Origin of the sequence: uncultured Veillonella sp., assembly GCF_963551295.1 — a bacterium.
Classification (GTDB): Bacteria; Bacillota; Negativicutes; order Veillonellales; family Veillonellaceae; genus Veillonella.
Genome location: NZ_CAUVFT010000028.1, coordinates 1 through 22007 on the forward strand (window position 1 = coordinate 1; position 22007 = coordinate 22007).

Here is a 22007-nt window from a genome sequence, read left to right on the forward strand (position 1 = left end):
ATGGAGGTTATTGTTATGAGCAAGAATATCGATTGGGATAATCTCGGTTTTGGTTATGTAGAAACCGAATACCGTTATTTGACTACATATAAAGATGGTAAATGGGACGAAGGTGGTTTAATTACTGATGCTAACGTTGTCCTTAATGAATGTGCTGGAGTATTCCAATACGCTCAAACTGTCTTTGAAGGGTTGAAAGCATACTACACAAAAGATGGTCACATCGTATGCTTCCGTCCAGATTTGAATGCAGAACGTTTGAATCAATCCTGTGAACGCCTTGTAATGCCTACATTACCTGAAGGTCGTTTCCTCGAAGCTGTAAAAGAAGTCGTAAAAGCAAATAAAGACTTTGTTCCTCCATATGGTCATGGTGCAAGCCTTTATATTCGCCCTTACATGATGGGTACAAACTCCGTTATCGGTGTAAAACCTGCTGATGAATATCAATTCCGTGTGTTTACAACACCAGTAGGCCCTTACTTCAAAGATGGTGCTAAACCAATCAAAATTCGTATCACTGATTTTGATCGTGCAGCTCCTCATGGTACAGGGCATATTAAAGCTGGTTTGAACTATGCTATGAGTTTGTATGCTATCACTGATGCTCATAACAAAGGCTATGCAGAAAATATGTATCTTGATGCGGCTACTCGGACACATGTAGAAGAAACTGGTGGTGCTAACTTCATCTTCATTACTAAAGATGGTAAATTAGTTACACCTAAATCTGATAGTATATTGCCATCCATTACACGTCGTTCTTTGATGTACGTAGCGGAACATTATCTTGGCATGGAAGTAGAACATCGTCCAGTTCATAAAGATGAATTAAAAGACTTTGCTGAAATTGGTCTTTGTGGTACAGCGGCTGTTATTTCTCCAGTAGGCCAAATCGATACTCCAGAAGGTACCATTAATGTACCTGCTGGCATGGATGATATGGGTCCTATCACTAAAAAATTATATGACACATTACTTGGCATTCAACATGGTGAAATCGAAGCTCCTGAAGGCTGGGTAGTTAAAATTTGCTAATCCTTTAGTAGATTATATAATTTAATATGTAAATAGAAACTAATATGTAAATAGAAACGGCATCTATCATTTGATAGATGCCATTTTTGTTTTGTATTTTATTATTTTAATAAAGTAAATAAGATATTAGCAATAAACCTATTAGTAAAATAGTAGACTATTAGTTAGATTTTGCTCTACTATGCACCTTAGCCATAAATTTTTCGTTATTAATTACAAATCGTTCATGTGTACCGCGACCGATAAGACCAATGCCATCAGAGGCTTCGATATCGAATGTGATTTTGCGACCTTCTACAGCGCTTACAGTAGCTTTTGCTGTTACTGTTGCGCCTAAAGGCGTAGGGGCTTCGTGAGTGATGGAGAGGGAGATACCTACCGTGCCTTTACCGTCCTCTAAATATGGCTGTACTGCAGCTTGTGCAGCTTCCTCCATGAGTGCACACATCGCTGGTGTAGCAAAGACCTCTAAAGAACCAGACTTCATTGTTTTTGCAATATTAGATTCAGTTACTAAAACTGTTGCTGTAGCTGTTTGACCTGCTGATACCATATTATACCTTCTTTCTTTAAGGAAATTCTTGTTATAGTAGTATTATACATCTATAGATAATTATTATGCTATTAAAATATATATATTTTGAAGATGCTACCAATTAAAAATATTTATTTTTAATTGGTAGCATCTAAACAAACGATATATTTTATTTCATTATTGTCATTTAGTAACATATAGCTAGTTAAATTAGGGGAAAGAAATAGAACTAGTTATAACCTCTCTATAGAATACGTGATATAATTAAGCTAGTCTTTTTAATACGAGGTATATATGAGTAAAAGAAATTTAAAACCTTCTGGTGAAGGTTGGGTACAGTTAATAGCAGGCATTGGTTTCATTGTTTTATTAATTGTCATAAATATAGTAGATCCTACGTTTTATCCGACCATGTGGCACTTGGCAACGAGTGGCTCTATGGAGGAGGTAGCGGAGTATATTCAAAGCTTTGGTCCCATGGCTATGGTTGTGAGTATGGTCCTCGATATTTTCGTTAATGCTGTAGGATTCTTGCCATCCATTTTTATTTCAACTGCAAATGGTTTGGTATTCGGTTTGTGGCCAGGCATCATTATTTCTTGGCTAGCAGAAACAATTGGGGTAGTTATTAGCTTTTATATTATGCGTTACTTCTTACGTGATACAGCGGACAAGTTGATTGCTAAGAGTACCGTGTTAATGAAAGTAGATGATTTTTCGGGTAAAAACGGTTTTGTGGTCATGTTATTTGCACGATCCTTACCGTACTTCCCGTCTGGCGTTATTACAGCCTTAGGGGCCATTAGTAAAATCAAACCTAGAGATTATATATTGGCAAACTTGATTGGTAAATTCCCATCAACAGCTTTAGAAGTGGCTATCGGCACAGATATTGTAAATTTTCAGGAAAATATGGGGCGATTAGGAATTATTGTACTTGTGGCTGGTGTAGTGTACTTTGTTTTGTGGCAAGTGTACAAACACTATATAAATAAGAGAAATGCTGAGCAAGAGCACGATCCTAATGCGTAATCTAAAAATTAAACTTTTTAATATACAAAATGATTGTTTATATATTGACTTCAGATAAATTAATAATCAGTTCTTGTAATTAATGTTTTTATTTACACTCAATTTGTATGATTTTGGTATAAATATATGAAAGAGGCGATAGTATGAGCTTTTCTCTTCCTGAACGTGTAACCTTAAAAGGGCCTAATTTTATTCGTGAAGTATTTGAACGTGGTGTAGGTGTGGAAGGTTTTATCAGCTTTGGTATTGGTAATCCTGCTCCAGAAGCAATTCCTGTAGAGGTCATCGAAAGGGCTTTTGATGAAGTGGTTCACTCTAACCCTATGAGTCTTTTACAATATGGTCCTATGCAAGGTGATGCGCATCTTGCTGAACTTACGTTGGAACGTCTTGTATATACACATAAGATGAATCCTAACGGACAAGGTCTCATTATTTCTAATGGAGCGGGTCAATTACTAGGTCTTGTACCGATTACCGTATTAGAACCAGGCGATGAAGTTTATATGGATGAATTTACTTTCACTAGTGCTATCAATTCTGTACGTAATATGGGTGGTAAAGCATTAGGTGTTAAAACTGATGAGCACGGTATGATTCCAAGTGAGTTAGAAAAAGCGGCTCAATCTGGTAAAGGTAAATATATTTATCTAATTCCTAACTTTCAGAATCCAACAGGCATTACTATGCCTTTAGAACGCCGTAAGGAGATTTACGCTATAGCATCTAAATATGATTTATTTATCTATGAAGATGACCCATATGGTGAAATTCGTTTTGCTGGCGAATATATCCCAACATTTAAATCTTTTGATACCGAAGACCGCGTTCTTTATGCAGGTTCTTATTCTAAGACATTATCTGCCGGCTTGCGTGTAGGCTTTTTATTTGGTCCAGCTAAGGTAATTGAGGCTATCCAAGCATTGAAAAATAATACGGCAGGGCAAATGCCGTTGGTTACTCAAAAAGTTGTAGCTAAGGTCCTTGATACTATCGATTATGATGCACATTTGGATAATGTGCGTAAAGTATATAAAACAAAGTGTGATGCATTACTTAACGCTTTTGAAAAGTATGCGAGCTCTAAAGTTAAATTAACGAAACCTACAGGTGGTATGTTTGCATGGATGACAATGCCTGAGGATGTAGATTGTGATGTATTTTTTGAAACTTGTATGGATCGCAATGTAGGAATTATTAAATGTGGTGCCTTTGCAGCAGATGGAGCAGGGGAAGGTCATGCATTTCGCTTGAGCTATACTGTGCCAACTGTAGATGAAATCACGAAGGGCATGGAAATTCTTGGTTCTTTAACTAAAGAATTCTGTGGCGAGTAATATATTGATAATTTTTGATATAACGTGATACAATGTAAGCGTAGATACATTGTGTTTACCATATAAAAAAGTTTTTAATATAGATGTGAGGTATAGCCTCAAAGAAAGTAGGTGTTTACTATGGGTTGCGGTAGCAGCAGTGATTGTGGCGGATGCCCATCTCAATCTTCTGGTTGCGGTGGTGGCGCGCCTCAACAACCTCAAGATCTTACAGCTCAATTACACGAGCTTAGTTCTGTTAAACATGTAATCGGCGTAGTATCTGGTAAAGGCGGCGTAGGTAAATCCTCCGTTACTAGCTTGATGGCCATTACAATGGCGCGTAAAGGTTACAAAGTAGGTATCCTCGATGCGGATATTACAGGTCCTTCCATTCCTAAGATGTTCGGTATCAAGGAAAAAGCGTATGCCGACGAAATCGGTATGTATCCCGTAAAATCCAAAGGTGGTATTGACGTTATGTCTGTTAACCTTCTTTTGGAAAATGATACTGATCCTGTTTTATGGCGAGGTCCTATTCTAGGCAATGTTGTAAAGCAATTCTATACAGATGTTATTTGGAAAGACATCGACTATTTATTCGTTGATATGCCACCAGGAACAGGTGACGTAGCGATTACTGTATACCAATCTTTGAAATTGGATGGTATCATCATCGTTACATCTCCTCAAGACTTGGTATCCATGATTGTTGAAAAAGCAGTAAAAATGGCTGATTTAATGCAAGTGCCTATTATTGGTGTAGTGGAAAACTACTCTTACTTTCATTGCCCAGATAACGGTAAGGATTACCAAATCTTTGGTGAAAGCCACATTGAAGAAATCCTTCAAAAGTACGGTCTTTTATTGTTAAACCGTTTACCAATTGATCCAACTATTGCAAACCTTTGCGACCAAGGTGATATTGAGTCTATCGAAAAAACAAACTTAGAGAACGTATCTCTACCTGAATAGGATTTATATGATAATGAAAGCTGTGCATACTTTGTGATGCACAGCTTTTTCTCACATCTTTTTATCTTGAAATATATTATATTTATGATAAGAAGATATAAATATATTTTTTGAGTTTTTTCCTATGTAGGAGGTATGTGTATGAAAAAACTATTAAACTGGATTATTCCAGCGGCCTTCGGGTTAGGCCTTTGGTTTATTCCAACTCCAGAGGGGTTAACTCCTCAATCATGGCATTTATTCGCCATTTTTGTTGCTACAATCGTAGGCTTTATTACTCAGCCATTACCGATTGGTGGTGTATCTATCGTTGTTATTACTGTGGCTGCTTTAACAGGTACGTTGAAAATTAGCGAAGGCATCTCTGGTTTCGCTAACTCTGCTATCTGGCTAATTGTAGGCGCTTTTTTATTCTCTCGTGGCTTTATTAAAACTGGTTTGGGGAAACGTATTGCGTATAACTTGATTTCTGCTTTTGGTAGCAGTTCATTACGTTTGGCATATGCATTAGCTTTATCTGATTTGATTTTGGCTCCAGCAACACCTTCTAACACAGCTCGTGTTGGTGGCGTTATCATGCCAATTACTACAAGCTTGGCAAAAGCTTTTGGTTCTGAACCACAAAATGGTCCTCGCAAAATTGGGTCCTTTTTGATGCAATCTATTTATCAAGTTAATACAATTACATCTGCTATGTTCCAAACATCCATGGCTGGTAATACCTTGGTGGCGGCTTTAGCACTTCAATCCTTTGGCATTGGCATTACTTGGGGGGATTGGGCTATGGCAGCAATTGTTCCTGGTATCATTGCATTGATTATTATGCCGTACTTCATTTACAAAGTATATCCACCTGAAATTAAAGACGCTCGCGAAGCGCAACAAATGATTCGTGAAGAGTTAAAAGGTCTTGGTAAAATGAGCTTCCAAGAATGGGTTATGCTTGGCGTATTTATTTTAGCCTTAGTATTATGGGCCACTTCACAATTCACAAAACTTGATGCGACAACAGTTGCATTTTTGGGTATTTCCATTTTGCTTGCTACAGGTGTTCTTATTTGGGATGATGTTAAGAGTGAAAAAGGTGCTTGGGATACATTGGTTTGGATGGGGACTTTGATGGGCTTTGCCGGGTTCCTTTCTAAATTAGGCTTTATTAAATGGGCTACAGTTCAAGTTGGTGGCTATATCCCAGAAGGTTCTTGGGTAATTGCTTTTGTTGTAGCAGTTCTTGTTAACACATATGCACATTATGTATTTGCATCTTTGACAGCACATATTTCTGCAATGTTCGTAGCATTCTCTGCTATAGCTATCTCTGCAGGTGCACCACCAATGTTGACATTATTGATGATTGCATTCACATCTAACTTGTGTATGTCTTTGACTCACTATGCAGCAGGTCCATCTCCAGTAATCTTTAATACTGGTTATGTTCCTCAAAATACATGGTGGAAACTCGGTTTCTTTACATCTGTAATCAACTTAATCATCTTCATGGGTCTTGGCTCTGTATGGATGAAGTTGATCGGTATGTGGTAAGACTAGGTACTATAAATTTTATATGTGTAATGTATTTAACTTTAGGATCTCTTAGATAAAAGTTAAATGTAAATTACAATGTATGGTGAAAGCCGTCCCGTTAGGGGCGGCTTTTTTATGATAAAATATGAGTAGTTAATAGATAATTAATGTAAATATTGTAAAATAATATAAATAATAAATTATTCAAGCTAAATGTACAAATTTTATATGATTTGTACATAGGAGGGATCTATGAAGTTTGATAATGAACAGTTACTAAAATATATTGGTGCTTGTACATCACCCTATCATACGGTAGATACTAGTTTGCAGATGCTTTTGGATTCAGGCTTTACTGAGCTTACCTTAGATGATGAGTGGCAATTAGATTCTGGATCTTATGTAGTTAATGTGTTTGGTACCACCTTATTTGCCTTTCATATAGGTAAGAAACCAGAGCACACATTACGTATTGCGTCGGCTCATACAGATTTTCCTGCTATTCGTGTTAAACCAAACCCTATAACCTCTGTCAAAGGATATACAAAATTAAATGTGGAAATGTATGGTGGTCTTATCGAAAATACATGGCTTGACCGTCCATTAGGTGCAGCAGGTACGGTTGTGTTAAAAGGGAAAAATGCCTTTGACGTAGATTCTGTTCTAGTCGATACAAAACGGCCTATCGCTATTGTTCCAAATTTAGCAATTCATATGAATCGCTCTGTTAATGATGGGATTAAACTAAATCGTCAAAAAGAAATGCTTCCTATATTGATGATGGAACGAAGTAATGAAGATAATATTACAAAGCCTTTAAATAATAGAAATAATCCTAGTTTATTTCCAGAATCAGACACTCAATACGATGAGTGGACGAAGTTTTTAGCTGATGAAGTAGATTGTGATCCTTCTGAAATATTATCTTACGAAATGACTTTATATCCTACGGAACTAGGTTGTGTGCTCGGTACGGAAGGTGATTTTATTAGCTCACCTCGTTTAGATAATTTAACATCTTGCTTTGGTGTACTATCTGGTATTATTCAGGCACGTAAAATGAATGCCAATGGTGTTCGCTGCGCTATTTTCTTTGATAATGAAGAGGTGGGCAGTCGTACAAAACAAGGTGGGGCGGGTATGATATTACCAAATCTCATTAAACGCGTCTATGACGCATTAGGATATTCTAATCAAGAGATGGACAGTTTTATTTCTAAAGGTTTTATGATTTCCTCCGATGTGGCTCACGGATTACATCCAAACTATCCAGAGAAAAATGATATTACGAATATTCCTGTACTTAATAAAGGGTTATCCCTCAAGATTGCATGTAGCCAATCTTACGCCGGAGATGCTAAGGCCATTGCTATCGTTAAAGGTCTTTGTGAAGAAGCGGATGCACAGTATCAGATTTATGTAAATCGTTCAGATACTCCAGGTGGATCTACTGTAGGTTCGATTTCATCAGCTATGTTACCGATGCGTACTGTTGATGTAGGCTTGCCACTTTTAGCCATGCATTCTGCAAGAGAATTGATGGGGGCAGCTGATCAAGAGCAATTAAATCGATTAATGAATCACTTTTTAGGTGATAAATGATATAAAAAAGAATTAATTCGATGTACATTATTAAAAGACATATGATTTTTTGTAATGAACAGTAAAAAATATATTTTATACTTTCATAATTGGTATAATCCTTTAAATATAATGAAAATATTGTATAATAAGTATATATTATTATGAATATAAAAACTCATCATAAATTTTGATGAGGTCTTCCGTAATATTGATTTATCTGTAAGTATAGGAAATATTCATATATTAATAAAAATGAAAGCTGATAGTTCATATTTGTGGAAGCTAGTAGGAGGCAATACATGAGAAAAATTAAATCCGTATTGGTTGCCAACCGTGGAGAAATTGCGATCCGCGTGTTCCGTGCATGTAATGAAATGGGTATTAAAACTGTAGCCATTTATTCTAAAGAGGATACATTATCCTTGCACCGTAACCAAGCTGACGAAGCCTATCTCGTAGGCGAAGGTAAAAAACCAGTTGATGCATATCTCGATATAGAAGATATCATCCGTATTGCAAAAGAACATGACATCGATGCTATCCATCCAGGTTATGGTTTCTTATCTGAAAATGAAGGCTTTGCTCGTCGTTGTGAAGAAGAAGGTATTATCTTTATCGGGCCTAAAATCAAGCATTTGAATATGTTTGGTGATAAAGTAAATGCTCGTGAGCAAGCTAAATTAGCAAAAATTCCAATGATCCCAGGTTCTGATGGGGCTTTAAAAGATTATGCTCAACTAGAAGAATTTGCTGATACACATGGGTTCCCATTGATGATTAAAGCCGTTAATGGCGGCGGCGGTCGTGGTATGCGTGAAGTTCATCATAAAGAAGACCTTCGAGATGCATATGATCGCGCTAAATCTGAAGCGAAAGCTGCATTTGGCGATGATGATGTATATGTAGAAAAACTTATCGTAGAACCTAAACATATTGAAGTTCAAATCTTAGGTGATGAACATGGTAATGTTGTTCATTTACATGAACGTGATTGCTCTGTTCAACGTCGTCACCAAAAAGTAGTTGAAATGGCGCCAGCTTTTGCGTTGTCCTTAGAAACTCGTAAAGCTGTATGTGATGCTGCCGTTAAAATAATGAAAAATGTTGGCTATGTGAATGCAGGTACTGTAGAATTTTTGGTAACTGCTGACGGTAGCTTCTACTTCATCGAAGTTAATCCACGTATTCAAGTAGAGCATACTGTAACAGAAATGATTACAGATATTGATATTGTTCATGCTCAAATTAGAATCGCTGAAGGCTTTAGCTTACATAGTCCTGAAATAGGTATTCCTGAACAAGATAAAGTCCCTTGTAAAGGTACTGCTATCCAATGTCGTATAACCACAGAAGACCCTAAAAACAACTTTATGCCTGATACCGGTAAAATCTTGGCATACCGTAGTTCCGGTGGTTTTGGTATCCGTCTTGACTCTGGTAATGCATTTACTGGTGCCGTTGTAACACCTTACTATGACTCTTTGCTTGTGAAAGCGACAGCATTTGGCCCTAATAACGAAGAAACTATTCGTAAAATGCTTCGTTGCTTAAAAGAGTTCCGTATTCGTGGTGTAAAAACAAATATTCACTTCTTGATTAATGTATTGGAACATCCTGAATTCCAAAGTGGTTCTTATAATGTAAACTTCATTGAAGAACATCCTGAGTTATTCGAATTAAAACCAGATCGTGACCGTGGTACCAAATTGTTACGTTACATTGCTGATGTTACAATTAATGGTTATTCTGGTGCAGGGGCTCAAGAGGTTCCTGACTTTGAACCGATTCAAATGCCATCTACTTTGGATGTAAGTCCAGCATCTGGTACAAAACAAAAATTTGATGAACTTGGACCAGATAAATTCAGTAAATGGTTATCTGAACAAAAACAAGTATTCTTTACTGATACCACATGGCGTGACGCTCACCAATCTTTGTTTGCTACACGTCTTCGTACCATTGATATGGCTCGCGTAGCAGGTCATGCTGCAAAAGGTGTACCTAACTTATTCTCCTTAGAATGTTGGGGCGGGGCTACATTCGACGTATCTTATCGATTCCTACATGAAGATCCGTGGGAACGTTTGCGCATGTTCCGTCGCGAAGTACCGAATACATTGCTTCAAATGCTTCTTCGCGGTGCTAATGCTGTAGGTTACACATCTTATCCAGACAACGTAGTTCGTCAATTTATTCAACGGGCTGCTGCTAATGGTATTGATGTTTTCCGCGTATTTGATAGCTTGAATAGCCTTGATAATATGCATGTTGCTATCGATGAAGTGCGTGCACAAAATAAAATAGCTGAAGTTGCATTGTGCTACACTGGCGATATCCTTGATGGGGCTCGTACAAAATACAACTTGGACTATTATGTAAATATGGCAAAAGAGCTTGAAAAAGCTGGTGCCAATATTATTGCCATTAAAGATATGGCCGGCCTTTTAAAACCACAAGCTTCTTATAATTTGGTATCTGCTTTGAAAGATGCTGTTACTGTGCCAATTCATTTACATACTCATGAAGGCTCTGGCAACTCTATTTATACATATGGCCGCGCTGTAGACGCTGGTGTTGACGTAATCGACTTAGCATACTCCGCATTTGCTAATGGTACTTCTCAACCTAGCATGAACTCCATGTACTATGCATTGTCTGGTCATGAACGTCAACCAGAAATGAACATCGATTACATGGAAGAAATGTCTCATTACTTTGGTAGCATTCGACCATACTACAAAGGTGTTGATAAAGCAGAAGCATATCCTAATACTGAAGTATATCAACATGAAATGCCGGGGGGGCAATATTCCAACTTGCAACAACAAGCTAAGATGGTAGGACTTGGTGATCGTTGGACTGACATTAAGAAAATGTATCACCAAGTAAATATGATGTTTGGTGATATCATTAAAGTAACTCCATCTTCTAAAGTTGTAGGCGATATGACATTGTACATGGTACAAAACAATTTGACTGAAAAGGATATCTACGAAAAAGGGGATGTATTAGACTTTCCTCAATCCGTAGTTGAATTCTTTGAAGGTCGTCTTGGCACTCCATACCAAGGTTTCCCTGAAGAGTTACAAAAAATCATCTTGAAAGGTGCTCGCCCAATCACAGTTCGTCCTGGTGCGGTGTTACCTCCAACAGATTTTGAACATATTCGTCATGAATTAAGCGAAATGGGTGCTCAAACAACTGATGAAGATATTAGTGCATACTGCTTGTATCCTAAGGTTTACCAAGATTACAACAAATTTGTTAAAGACTTTGGCGATGTATCTGTATTAGATACGCCGACATTCTTCTTCGGTATGAAACGGGGCGAAGAAATTCAGGTAACTATCGAGAAAGGTAAAACACTGATTATTAAAATGAATGGTGTTTCTGATCCTGATGAAGATGGTAACCGTATCGTATTGTTCGAGTTTAATGGTCAACCTCGTAGTATTAAGGTTCATGATAAACATGCTAAAACAACTGGTGTTGTTCGTCGCAAAGCGGATGAATCTAACCCTGGTGAAATTGGTGCTACATTGTCTGGCTCCGTTGTTAAGATCCTCGTTAAGAATGGCCAATCAGTAACTAAAGGCGAACCATTAATCGTTACAGAAGCGATGAAAATGGAAACAACAATTACAGCTCCTATCGATGGTATCGTAGAAGAGATTCTTGTACGTGAAGGTAGCCGAATCGAATCAGGTGACTGCTTGCTTCGCATTGAAGATGCTTTGAAACGATAAGCTGAAAAGCGCTTAGAATTAAAAATATTATTTCTAAAGTATTTCATAAAATGAAAAGTTGAAGAATAATGGAAGAATCCCTAGGAAATCCTAGGGATTCTTTGTATTTTCAAGGGTTTCATGGTACTATATAAAGTAGAGAAAATGGGCGTATTATGCGCTATTTCAGATTGATTAGTAGAAAAGGAGTAGTAACCAGATGAGATGTCCTTATTGCCAACACACAGACACGAAGGTAACAGACTCTAGAACGACTGATGAAGGTAATAGTATTCGCCGTCGCCGTGAATGTATCAATTGTGGCCGTCGCTTTACTACCTATGAAATTATAGAAGAAGTACCTCTTATGGTATTGAAGAAAAATGGACGACGTGAATTATTTGATCGAGGTAAATTATTGAATGGTTTATTGCGCTCTTGTGACAAACGTACAGTTCCTATGTCAGTGATGGAGCAAGTAGTTAATGATGTAGAGCGCGATATTCGGAATGAAATTAACCAAGAGGTTACAACTGATCGCATTGGTGAGCTCGTGTTACAACAACTGAAAGACATAGATCAAGTTGCATATGTTCGTTTTGCCAGTGTATATCGTAAGTTTGATAATATTGATAGCTTTATGGAAGAGTTAAAGGCTCTGAAAAAGTTAGATGCTAAAAAGCCGAAACGCAAACCTGTCGTAGAAGAATAATGGATTTTGTATTACTGATTGGTTATACATGGTTTTGAAATTAGCGATGTGTGAGGCTTTATGATAGATTTACATTGCGATACGATAATGCAATTACTAGATCATCCTAATAGTGGTGATTTATATCGTAATACTTGGAAAATCGATATAGAAAAATTACAAAAGGCTCACAGTAAGGTACAAGATTTTGCACTTTTTATCAATATTGGTGAGACGAATGACCCTTATGGTCGCTATGAAGAGATGCGTAATTTGTGTACATCACAACTTCATCACTATGGAGAGCACATACAGCATGTGCTCTCTTATCAAGATGTAGAGTCTGTATATGAGTCTGGTAAGATTGGGGCGCTCATGTCTATTGAAGAAGGTGGCGTACTAGGTGGCGATTTGAATAAACTTAACCAAGCTTACCAAGATGGGGTTAGACTTATAACATTAACGTGGAATTATCCGAATGGTCTTGGCGAGCCACATTGTGGTGAGCAGCATAAACAATTAACATCTAAAGGTGTTGAATTCGTTGAGGCTATGCAAGATTTAGGGATGATCGTTGACTGCTCACATCTCAATGATGCTGGTACAGAGCAACTAGGAGATATTTTAGATGTTCCTTTTATAGCATCCCATTCAAATGCACGGGAAGTTAGGGCTCATACTCGAAATTTGCCGGATAATCTTATTAGACTTATCGCTAATAAGGGCGGTATTATAGGACTTAATTTTGCACAGAATTTTCTCGGCACATCGCCAATTAGTCGCATTGAAGATATTGTAAAGCACGGGCTATATCTCATCGACAAGGGCGGTGAAGAGGTAGTGGCGTTGGGAACTGATTTTGATGGCATTCCACCAGATACAGAGATTGCAGATATGTCTCAAATAAGTCGTCTTTATGATGCATTTAGAGAGGCAGGCTTATCTGTGGAACAGTGTGAAAAGTTGTTCTGGAAAAATGCAGATAGACTACTAAAGGAGATTTTATAATGACTGATTTAAATCCAATCATTGCTGATCGTTTTACTGAGCATCTCGAAGTGTTTGGTAAGACGATGGAACATATGGATACCATTCAAGAAATCGGGTATCGCTGTAAGACGGCTATTGATAATGGTAATAAAATTTTATTCTGTGGTAATGGTGGTTCTGCTGCAGACTCTCAACATTTAGCGGCGGAATTAATCGGTCGTTTCAAAAAAGAACGCCGCTCTTTTGCGGCTGTTGCATTAACGACAGATACATCTGCTTTAACAGCTATTGCCAATGATTATGATTTTGATACTGTTTTTTCTCGACAAGTAGAAGGGTTGGGGCGTACAGGTGACGTTCTCATTGGTATCTCCACTTCTGGCAACTCTAAGAATGTGGTGAAAGCCGCTGAAATGGCTCGCTCTATCGGTATGCATACCATTGCTTTCACAGGGGAAGGTGGCGGCAAATTAGCCGAATTATGTGACATTACATTGGCTATCCCTAGCAATGTGACGGCTCGTATTCAAGAAATGCATATCTTAGCTGGCCACATTATGTGTGAAATCATTGAAGAAGATTACTAACCACTAGGCTATTAGATATAGGTACATGCTATTTCAAACAAAGGTTTATTATAAATAAGAAGACATGTATATTTGGGTAAGGAATAGGTGGATTATGATAAATACTACCATTAATCAATTTTTAACAAAACAACTACCAAACTTGAAGATTGCCGTTGTAGGCGATGTAATGGTAGATCGTTATGTTTTTGGTGATGTAAGTCGTATTTCTCCAGAAGCACCGGTTCCTGTAAACCGCGTGTCCAAGATGAAAGAGGTCCTTGGTGGAGCTGGTAATGTTGCATCTAATCTGTCTAATTTAGACTGTAAGGTGTATCTTGGTGCATTAGCAGGTAATGATGACCATGGCCGTTTATTACAACATTTACTTGATACTGATAAAATCGATACGACTGGTTTAATCACTAGTGATGACCGCTCTACTATTACTAAGATGCGCATCTTAGGTGATCGTCAACAGATGATGCGTCTTGATTTTGAAACGATTACAGATCTGACGTACCAAGAAGAGCAACAACTAGCTAGTTGGCTCGAAAATCTATGTAAAGTTGGTATCGATGGTATTGTCGTATCTGACTATGGTAAAGGCGTTTGTACACCTACCTTGTTGAAGACAATTTTTAGTTTGGCTAAGGAATATGGTGTGCAAACTATCGTAGATCCTAAGGGTGCAGACTGGTCTAAATATAATGGTGCTACATGTATTACACCGAATGTGAAAGAACTCGGTGAATGTGTAGGCCGTAAATTAGAAAATGATGATGCTATCATCGTAGAGGCTGCTAAGTCTGTACTCACTACTGTAGATTTAGATTATATTGTAGCTACGCGCTCTGCAAAAGGAATTACGGTTATTGCAAAGGATGGCCGTACATGGCATAATCCTGCTACTCAACAAGAGGTATTCGATGTGAGTGGTGCAGGAGATACCGTTGTATCCATGATGATGACCTGTCTTGCAAGTGGTTTATCGATGCGTTTAGCCTTGCATATCGCCAATGGTGCAGCGGGTATCGTAGTATCTAAGGTTGGTACGTATCCAATACATCGTTCTGAGCTATTAGACTTATGGCATTCCTATAAACATAGTATTCAATCTAAACCATTATATACAAAGGAAGAAATGAAAGAACTCGTTTCACAATGGCAAAGCAAAGGTGAGACAGTAGTGTTCACAAATGGTTGTTTTGATATTCTTCACCGTGGACATATCACGTATTTACAAGAGGCTGCACAACTGGGGGATCATTTAATCATTGGATTAAACTCTGATTCATCTGTTCAACGCTTAAAAGGGGAAACGCGACCAATTGTAAGTGAAGAGGATAGAGCCGCCTTGTTGAGTGCGCTGCGATGTATCGATGGGGTTGTGTTATTCGAAGAAAATACGCCGGCTGAATTACTAGCGTACTTACGTCCCAATACTCTTGTTAAGGGCGGAGATTACAAAATTGAAGATATTATTGGACGGGAGTCCGTTGACAATGTAGAGGTTCTTTCGTTTAAAGAAGGCTATTCTACATCAGATATTGTAGGGAAAATAGCTACTATGGCTAAGGAGGGCAAATTATGATTATCATAACAGGTGGTGCTGGTTTTATTGGCAGTAATATTGTGAAAGCACTGAATGACCGTGGTCGTACAGATATTCTCATCGTAGATGATCTTACAGATGGTCGTAAGATTCGCAATATTCAAAATCTAGAATTTCTTGATTACATCGATTGTGATGATTTTGATTGTGCTATTGCTGATGGTACATTCGATGTAGGCCCGATTGAAGTCGTATTCCACGAGGGTGCTTGTGCAGATACGATGGAATATAATGGCAAATATATGATGAAGAACAACTATGAAGGTTCTAAAAATCTATTCCATTATTGCCAAGACCGCCGTATTCCATTCATTTATGCATCCTCTGCATCTACATATGGTAATGGTACAAATGGTTTCGTAGAAAAGCCTGAAGCTGAAGAAGCACTTAATCCATATGCGTATTCTAAGCTGTTATTCGACCGTTATGTACGCAAATATGAAGGTGAATATACTGCACAAGTTGTAGGTTTGCGTTACTTTAACGTATATGGTCCAAATGAAGCTCATAAAGATAAAATGGCTTCTTTAGTACGCCAAATGTTCTACAAAAATAAAGAAACAGGTATCATTAACCTCTTTGAAGGTACGGATGGCTACGAAGATGGTGGTCAAACACGTGACTTTATCTATGTAAAAGACGTAGTTAATGTAAACTTTTATTTTTGGGAGCACCCTGAAATCTCTGGTACTTTCAACTGTGGTACAGGTAATGCTCATAGCTTTAACCAATTCATGCAAGCTGTAATTGACTACAATGGTCAAGGCAAAATTGAATATGTGCCATTCCCAGAGGTGTTAAAAGGCAAATACCAAAGCTTTACAGAGGCTGATACTACTAAATTGTTAGCAGCTGGCTATGATAAAGGGTTCCATAAAATGGAAGATGCCGTTAAAGAATACTGTGAACTATTAGATAATAACGAAGGGTATTTACGCTAATGCGCAAGGTATTATTTTTAGATCGCGATGGCGTTATTAATAAAGATGTTAACTATCTATATAAAGTCAGCGATTTAGAGTGGGTAGACGGTGCAAAAGAGGCGCTTGCCTATGCGTATAGCAAGGGATATGATCTCATTGTAGTGACAAATCAGAGTGGTGTGGCTCGCGGTTACTATAAAGAGTCTGATGTTCAAATTTTACATGACCATATGGCTCATGAATTAGACCGCAGTGGGGCACCGATTTTACATTTCTATTACTGCCCTCATCATAAAGAAGGATCTGTTCCATTATACGCGGTAGATTGTGAATGTAGAAAACCTAAACCTGGTATGATTAATCAAGCCATTAAGGATTATGATGTAAATCCTGCAGAGAGTTTCCTTATAGGTGACAGTCAGCGTGATGTTGATGCCGCTGAAGCCGCTGGGGTTAAAGGTTACCTATTTACAGGTACAAATTTATTAGATTTTATTAAAACAATAATTTAGTGTGTGTATTGAGTTGTTGTATTTGGGTGTGGAGGCTATATGAAAGATTACAAGAATATACTCATCATCAAGATGAGTTCCTTAGGCGATGTAATTCACGCATTGCCTACCTTGTACGCTATGCGCAAGAATTGGCCTAATGCTCGTATTACATGGGCCATTCACGAGCAGTTTGCTAGCCTCTTGCCTGGTACACCTTGGGTCGATGATGTGATTATTATTGATAAAAAACGACTCAAAAAGCCTGCTTATTTATATCAATTGCGCAAAGATTTGCATAGTCGTCATTTTGATATGACCTTGGACCTTCAATGTATTGCTAAAAGCGCTATTGTATCTTTATTATCTGGTTCTCCTGAAAAGTATGGCTACTGGGAGCTTCGCGAAGGAAGCAATCTAGTTAATAAAGCCTTAGTAGGTGAGCATAAATACGACCATGTTATTGAACGCTATCTAGATACCGTACGCGCCCTTGGTGGTGAGGTGGAGGAAATTGAATTTCCCATGCCTGCTTATGTTGATGCCGAGAAATCCGTAAAATATAAGTTGAGATCTTATGGTGTAGATGACGAATATGTTGTAGTTGTACCTGGTGCTCGTTGGATTGTTAAAGAGTGGCCACTTCTTAATTTTGGAGAACTTTGTATTCGTCTATGCGAATCTGGTAAAAAGGTTGTTGTCGCCGGTGCCCCTGATGACGCAGATAAGGGTACTTTTATTGAGAACTACGTAAAGAATGATAATCTCATTAATTTAGTGGGATCTACAACAATGCCTGAACTCATTGAGTTGATTCGTCATTGTCAAATTTTTATTAGTGCTGATACGGGACCATTGCATATTGCAAATGCCTTGAAGCGTCCTTTGATTGCCATGTTTGGCACAACATCTCCTAAGCGTACAGGTCCTTATGGTGGCAGTCATGTACATCTCATTATTTCACCTACATCTAAGGCTACACCTGAGCAACCACTGGTAGATGATCCAAACTGTATGGCACAAATTCCTGTAGACGCAGTATGGTCAGTGTATGAACAAGTACTTGGAAAGGAACTATAATGGAATTAGATTATAAGCGCATTGTGGTAACCTTTTTAATGCATTTAGGAGATGTTATATTAACGACTCCATTTTTAGAAGTGCTTCGCAAAGCGGCTCCTCATAGTCATATTACATATGTAATAGATGAAAAATTACAACAAGTAATGCAATATAATCCAAATATTGATGAACTTATTGTTGTAGATAAAAAAGGTCGCCATAATAGTATCTCAGGTCTCAATGAAGTTGCTCGTGAAATTAATGCTAAGGGAAAACCTGATATTGTCATTAATTTACATCCTAATGAGCGTACTTCATATTTAGCATGGAAGATTCATGCACCTATCACAACTGGTATGAGCCATTTTTTATTTAGACCATTCATGACAAAATATACGCGGTTAGATCGTAAAACTCGTCATGCCGCGGATATGTACATTAATGTACTAGAGCAATTAGGTGTAACAGATATTTCTAACTCTGGTTTACATATTGAAACCTGTGAAGAATGGCGTAGTCAGGCTCAAGAGTTTTACGGTACACATGGATTAACTGATACTGATATACTCATTGGTTTTAATATCGGTAGCGCCGTTCCTGAGAAACGCTGGACTGCTGAACGTTTTGCTCATGTAGCAGATTACTTTGGTCGTTTAGGTTATAAGACGATTTTCTTTGGCGGATCTATGGATCTTGAAATGGTGCAGCCCGTAGTGGAACAAATGGAAACAAAGCCTATTGTGGCTACGGGAAAATTCCAGTTAGGGCCTTTGGCAGCTGCTATGAGCCGTTGTAATCTGTTAATTACTAATGACTCTGGACCGATGCATGTAGGCATCAGTCAAGGTGTGCCAATTGTGGCACTGTATGGGCCATCAAATCCATTCTTTTATGGACCTTATCAAGCTCATGCTATCGTTCTTGAAACGATGGATTCTTATGAGATTGGTAAAAGCATGAAGAAAATTATTAAAGAAGGAAATTATAAAGGATTATCTATAATTTCTGAAGAACAGGTTATTAAAGCTGCGGAAACGTTGCTTTTAGAATCGAAATAAACATATGAACTATATTGTATTTGATTTAGAATGGAATCAACCTTATAGCAACGACATTAGCTTTATGAAGCGTACTAAAATGCCGTTGACAGGGGAAATCATTCAAATCGGAGCGGTAAAACTGAATGAAAAGATGGACATTATAGATCATTTTACAATGTTCATTAAACCTCAATACTTGCCACGTATGCATAAACATGTGCGCGAATTGACGGGCATAACTTCTCGTGAACTCGATCATGGTGTGCCGTTCAAGACGGCTATGCAATACTTTCAAAAATGGTGTGGTGATGAATACATGCTACTTTCATGGGGGTCAGACGATATTCTCATCCTACGAGAGAATCTTATGCTCCATAAAATGAAAGCATTATCTTATGATCAATGGGTCGATGCGCAAATGATTTATTCCTATCAACGATATGGAACAAGTCAGCAGTATTCTGTGGCTCATGCTATGGAGGATCTCAATATATCGACGGAGCATTTATCTGCTCACAATGCTTTACATGATGCTGTCTTTACGGCTCATATATGTCAGACTCTAGATATTGCACAAGGGATTTTGCATTATGATCTAATTCGCAAGGAAAGTAACAATCCTTTCCTATATCCTCCTATTTTGACATTTTTTATGTATGAAAATTTCTCTGAGAAAAAACGTATTGTTCATGATAGAAGAGTACGTATGTCCTTCTGTCCGTACTGTCAAACCCGTTTAGAAATGACAAGACCTGAACGATTACAAGGGGATAAGCACTTAGCTATCGGAGTGTGTCCTAAACATGGCGATTTTGCGGTGCAACTTAAAGTTGGAAAATATACGATTAAGTCCGGTAGTTGTAAATTCTACATTACAAAGGTATTGACCCATTGTACGGATGAAATTCGTTCTCTATATACTCAGAAGTCTGAAATCAATCGCGAAAAAGAGCGAAAATATTTAGAATATCGCAGGGCGGAACTTGAAAAGGACCGCCAAAAATAATTTTGTAAACTTAGGTTCATCACTCTAAGTTGTACTAAATATTAGAGTATGAATTTTTAGAAAGGATAGATTATGGAACGTAAATATGCATGGCATAATTATGATGATGCCACTATGGAAAAGGTATATGCTTTAAGTGATACATATCGTCAATTTTTAGATAATGGTAAAACAGAACGTGAATGCGTTGTGCAAGCTGTGGAATTGGCAGAAGCAAAGGGCTACGTAAATCTAAATGACGTCATTAAGAGCAATACGCCAATCAAGGTAGGTGATAAGATTTATTACACTTATATGGATAAATCTATTGCCCTGTTTAATATTGGTACTGATGATATTGAATTGGGTATGAATATTTTAGGTGCTCATATTGATTCCCCACGCATCGATGTAAAGCAAAATCCACAATATGAGGATAGTAATTTAGTATTTTGGGATACTCATTACTATGGAGGTATTAAAAAATATCATTGGGTAGCTATGCCTCTTGCCATTCATGGTGTTGTGGTAAAAACAGATGGTACCCGTATTAATATCAACATTGGTGATAAAGAAACGGATCCTGTGTTTTGCATTACTGACTTGTTACCTCACTTGGGGCAAGAGCAAATGCAAAAGAATGCAGCTAAAGTAATTGAAGGGGAAGCTCTTGATTTACTAATCGGTAGCCGTCCAGTTAAAGACGAAGAAAAAGAAGGGGTTACTAAGTTTATCAATACTCTTCTTGAAAAAGAATATGGTTTTGTTGAGCGAGACTTATTGTCTGCTGAATTAGAAATCGTACCAGCGGGTAAAGCTCGAGATATGGGCTTTGATCGTTCCATGGTAATGGCGTATGGCCAAGATGATCGCGTATGCGCGTATACATCCTTGGTGGCAATGCTTGAAGTGGATAATGTAAAGCGCACTACCTGTTGCTTACTTGTAGATAAAGAGGAAATTGGTTCTGTTGGTGCAACAGGCATGCAATCACGTTTCTTTGAAAATGCGGTAGCTGAAATTTTAACACTTATGGGTAAACCTAACTCAGTGAGCGTGCGCCGTACGCTGGAGAAATCCCGTATGTTATCCTCTGATGTAAGTGCAGGCTATGATCCACTCTATGCGTCTGCATATGAAAAGAAAAATGCTTCTTACCTTGGTATGGGTGTAGTATTCAATAAATTTACTGGCTCTCGTGGTAAAGCTGGTTCTAACGATGCCAATGCTGAGTACATGGGCTTTATCCGCCGTGTAATGGAGTCTAATAACGTAACTTATCAAACTGCTGAACTTGGCAAGGTAGACCTCGGTGGTGGCGGTACGATTGCGTACATTATGGCCCTTTATGGCATGAATGTCATCGACTGTGGTGTGGCCGTACTTAGTATGCATGCTCCTTGGGAGGTTACATCTAAGGCTGATATTTACGAGGCAAAACAATGCTATGTGGCGTTTTTAAATGCAGCTGATGAATCAATCTAAGATAATGAGACTTTCACCAATGGTGAAAGTCCATTCTATGTGAGGTGTATATGAAGCAAACAGAATTAGGCGCAGCTATAGAGTCTGCCAAAGGAGAGGCTACAGAGGTCAAGACTGTAAAGGTAGATATCTTTGACATTCCCGAAACGAAGGCTGAAGAGTATATTGCAAATCGAGAAGAGGTAGCAGAAGCGGCAGCACAAGTAATGAAACCATACTGTGTTACAGTAAAACGTGAAACTTTAGATTCTGAAGAAGGTGAAGCTGTAGTTGGCTATTATGTGACGGGTGAAATTTTAATGTGCGTTATCCTCGATCCTTTTGAAGTGCCTGTTATGAAGGTCGCTCTCGACAAAGGAACTCTTAAGGACTATATTTTAGCGGCAAATGAATTGACTGAGGATATGTTAGCATCGTTAGATTAATAGGT

The 22007-nt window shown here is 38.0% G+C and carries 19 protein-coding genes; 18 read left to right on the forward strand and 1 reads right to left on the reverse strand.

Annotated features, from left to right (window positions below):
• Window positions 1-15 precede the first annotated feature (15 nt).
• Window positions 16-1038, forward strand: coding sequence for a branched-chain amino acid aminotransferase (locus RYO55_RS07790; protein WP_314984943.1), 1023 nt, complete (start codon window positions 16-18; stop codon window positions 1036-1038).
• A gap of 160 nt (window positions 1039-1198) precedes the next feature.
• Here the strand turns inward: RYO55_RS07790 and RYO55_RS07795 are convergent, their stop codons facing one another.
• Entirely contained in the window at window positions 1199-1591 is a 393-nt protein-coding gene (locus tag RYO55_RS07795) for a thioesterase family protein (RefSeq protein WP_314984929.1), read from the reverse strand.
• A gap of 276 nt (window positions 1592-1867) precedes the next feature.
• On the opposite strand from RYO55_RS07795, the gene RYO55_RS07800 reads away from it, so the two are divergent.
• The 17 genes from RYO55_RS07800 to RYO55_RS07880 all read left to right on the forward strand — a co-directional run bounded on the left by RYO55_RS07800 (window position 1868) and on the right by RYO55_RS07880 (window position 22002).
• The gene (locus RYO55_RS07800; protein ID WP_295815160.1) at window positions 1868-2605 is read left to right on the forward strand and encodes a TVP38/TMEM64 family protein; all 738 of its coding nucleotides are present in this window, start codon (window positions 1868-1870) and stop codon (window positions 2603-2605) included.
• 143 nt (window positions 2606-2748) lie between these two features.
• Complete coding sequence (locus tag RYO55_RS07805; RefSeq protein WP_295815158.1) at window positions 2749-3942, forward strand: PLP-dependent aminotransferase family protein; 1194 nt, start codon at window positions 2749-2751, stop codon at window positions 3940-3942.
• Window positions 3943-4062: 120 nt separating this feature from the next.
• Window positions 4063-4896, forward strand: coding sequence for an Mrp/NBP35 family ATP-binding protein (locus RYO55_RS07810; protein WP_009350926.1), 834 nt, complete (start codon window positions 4063-4065; stop codon window positions 4894-4896).
• 141 nt (window positions 4897-5037) lie between these two features.
• Window positions 5038-6438, forward strand: coding sequence for an anion permease (locus tag RYO55_RS07815; RefSeq protein ID WP_295815156.1), 1401 nt, complete (start codon window positions 5038-5040; stop codon window positions 6436-6438).
• Between the two features lie 234 nt (window positions 6439-6672).
• Entirely contained in the window at window positions 6673-8022 is a 1350-nt protein-coding gene (locus tag RYO55_RS07820) for a M18 family aminopeptidase (protein ID WP_314984932.1), read from the forward strand.
• A gap of 281 nt (window positions 8023-8303) precedes the next feature.
• Window positions 8304-11750: a pyruvate carboxylase gene (locus tag RYO55_RS07825; protein ID WP_302498481.1), complete on the forward strand. Its 3447-nt coding sequence runs from the start codon at window positions 8304-8306 to the stop codon at window positions 11748-11750.
• A 199-nt stretch (window positions 11751-11949) separates the two neighbouring features.
• The gene (gene nrdR / locus RYO55_RS07830; RefSeq protein WP_004692976.1) at window positions 11950-12441 is read left to right on the forward strand and encodes a transcriptional regulator NrdR; all 492 of its coding nucleotides are present in this window, start codon (window positions 11950-11952) and stop codon (window positions 12439-12441) included.
• Between the two features lie 60 nt (window positions 12442-12501).
• Window positions 12502-13428: a membrane dipeptidase gene (locus RYO55_RS07835; protein WP_314984934.1), complete on the forward strand. Its 927-nt coding sequence runs from the start codon at window positions 12502-12504 to the stop codon at window positions 13426-13428.
• Entirely contained in the window at window positions 13428-13997 is a 570-nt protein-coding gene (gmhA, locus tag RYO55_RS07840) for a D-sedoheptulose 7-phosphate isomerase (protein ID WP_314984935.1), read from the forward strand. Before RYO55_RS07835 ends, gmhA begins: the two co-directional genes overlap by 1 nt.
• A gap of 94 nt (window positions 13998-14091) precedes the next feature.
• The gene (gene rfaE1, locus RYO55_RS07845; RefSeq protein WP_314984936.1) at window positions 14092-15570 is read left to right on the forward strand and encodes a D-glycero-beta-D-manno-heptose-7-phosphate kinase; all 1479 of its coding nucleotides are present in this window, start codon (window positions 14092-14094) and stop codon (window positions 15568-15570) included.
• Complete coding sequence (gene rfaD / locus RYO55_RS07850; RefSeq protein WP_314984937.1) at window positions 15567-16532, forward strand: ADP-glyceromanno-heptose 6-epimerase; 966 nt, start codon at window positions 15567-15569, stop codon at window positions 16530-16532. Before rfaE1 ends, rfaD begins: the two co-directional genes overlap by 4 nt.
• Complete coding sequence (locus tag RYO55_RS07855) at window positions 16532-17026, forward strand: HAD family hydrolase (RefSeq protein WP_295815138.1); 495 nt, start codon at window positions 16532-16534, stop codon at window positions 17024-17026. Before rfaD ends, RYO55_RS07855 begins: the two co-directional genes overlap by 1 nt.
• Before the next feature lie 39 nt (window positions 17027-17065).
• Complete coding sequence (locus tag RYO55_RS07860; RefSeq protein ID WP_302942887.1) at window positions 17066-18085, forward strand: glycosyltransferase family 9 protein; 1020 nt, start codon at window positions 17066-17068, stop codon at window positions 18083-18085.
• Entirely contained in the window at window positions 18085-19125 is a 1041-nt protein-coding gene (locus RYO55_RS07865) for a glycosyltransferase family 9 protein (protein ID WP_314984940.1), read from the forward strand. Before RYO55_RS07860 ends, RYO55_RS07865 begins: the two co-directional genes overlap by 1 nt.
• A 4-nt stretch (window positions 19126-19129) precedes the next feature.
• Window positions 19130-20113, forward strand: coding sequence for a 3'-5' exonuclease (locus RYO55_RS07870; RefSeq protein WP_308521292.1), 984 nt, complete (start codon window positions 19130-19132; stop codon window positions 20111-20113).
• 72 nt (window positions 20114-20185) lie between these two features.
• Window positions 20186-21577, forward strand: coding sequence for an aminopeptidase (locus RYO55_RS07875; protein WP_314984941.1), 1392 nt, complete (start codon window positions 20186-20188; stop codon window positions 21575-21577).
• Between the two features lie 50 nt (window positions 21578-21627).
• Window positions 21628-22002, forward strand: coding sequence for a hypothetical protein (locus RYO55_RS07880; protein ID WP_118091507.1), 375 nt, complete (start codon window positions 21628-21630; stop codon window positions 22000-22002).
• Window positions 22003-22007 lie beyond the last annotated feature (5 nt).

Bases quoted from the DNA above. Each gene is read 5' to 3' on its own strand.
- RYO55_RS07790 (WP_314984943.1), top strand. From the start codon at position 16: ATGAGCAAGAATATCGATTGGGATAATCTCGGTTTTGGTTATGTAGAA.
- RYO55_RS07795 (WP_314984929.1), bottom strand. From the start codon at position 1,591: ATGGTATCAGCAGGTCAAACAGCTACAGCAACAGTTTTAGTAACTGAA.
- RYO55_RS07800 (WP_295815160.1), top strand. From the start codon at position 1,868: ATGAGTAAAAGAAATTTAAAACCTTCTGGTGAAGGTTGGGTACAGTTA.
- RYO55_RS07805 (WP_295815158.1), top strand. From the start codon at position 2,749: ATGAGCTTTTCTCTTCCTGAACGTGTAACCTTAAAAGGGCCTAATTTT.
- RYO55_RS07810 (WP_009350926.1), top strand. From the start codon at position 4,063: ATGGGTTGCGGTAGCAGCAGTGATTGTGGCGGATGCCCATCTCAATCT.
- RYO55_RS07815 (WP_295815156.1), top strand. From the start codon at position 5,038: ATGAAAAAACTATTAAACTGGATTATTCCAGCGGCCTTCGGGTTAGGC.
- RYO55_RS07820 (WP_314984932.1), top strand. From the start codon at position 6,673: ATGAAGTTTGATAATGAACAGTTACTAAAATATATTGGTGCTTGTACA.
- RYO55_RS07825 (WP_302498481.1), top strand. From the start codon at position 8,304: ATGAGAAAAATTAAATCCGTATTGGTTGCCAACCGTGGAGAAATTGCG.
- nrdR (WP_004692976.1), top strand. From the start codon at position 11,950: ATGAGATGTCCTTATTGCCAACACACAGACACGAAGGTAACAGACTCT.
- RYO55_RS07835 (WP_314984934.1), top strand. From the start codon at position 12,502: ATGATAGATTTACATTGCGATACGATAATGCAATTACTAGATCATCCT.
- gmhA (WP_314984935.1), top strand. From the start codon at position 13,428: ATGACTGATTTAAATCCAATCATTGCTGATCGTTTTACTGAGCATCTC.
- rfaE1 (WP_314984936.1), top strand. From the start codon at position 14,092: ATGATAAATACTACCATTAATCAATTTTTAACAAAACAACTACCAAAC.
- rfaD (WP_314984937.1), top strand. From the start codon at position 15,567: ATGATTATCATAACAGGTGGTGCTGGTTTTATTGGCAGTAATATTGTG.
- RYO55_RS07855 (WP_295815138.1), top strand. From the start codon at position 16,532: ATGCGCAAGGTATTATTTTTAGATCGCGATGGCGTTATTAATAAAGAT.
- RYO55_RS07860 (WP_302942887.1), top strand. From the start codon at position 17,066: ATGAAAGATTACAAGAATATACTCATCATCAAGATGAGTTCCTTAGGC.
- RYO55_RS07865 (WP_314984940.1), top strand. From the start codon at position 18,085: ATGGAATTAGATTATAAGCGCATTGTGGTAACCTTTTTAATGCATTTA.
- RYO55_RS07870 (WP_308521292.1), top strand. From the start codon at position 19,130: ATGAACTATATTGTATTTGATTTAGAATGGAATCAACCTTATAGCAAC.
- RYO55_RS07875 (WP_314984941.1), top strand. From the start codon at position 20,186: ATGGAACGTAAATATGCATGGCATAATTATGATGATGCCACTATGGAA.
- RYO55_RS07880 (WP_118091507.1), top strand. From the start codon at position 21,628: ATGAAGCAAACAGAATTAGGCGCAGCTATAGAGTCTGCCAAAGGAGAG.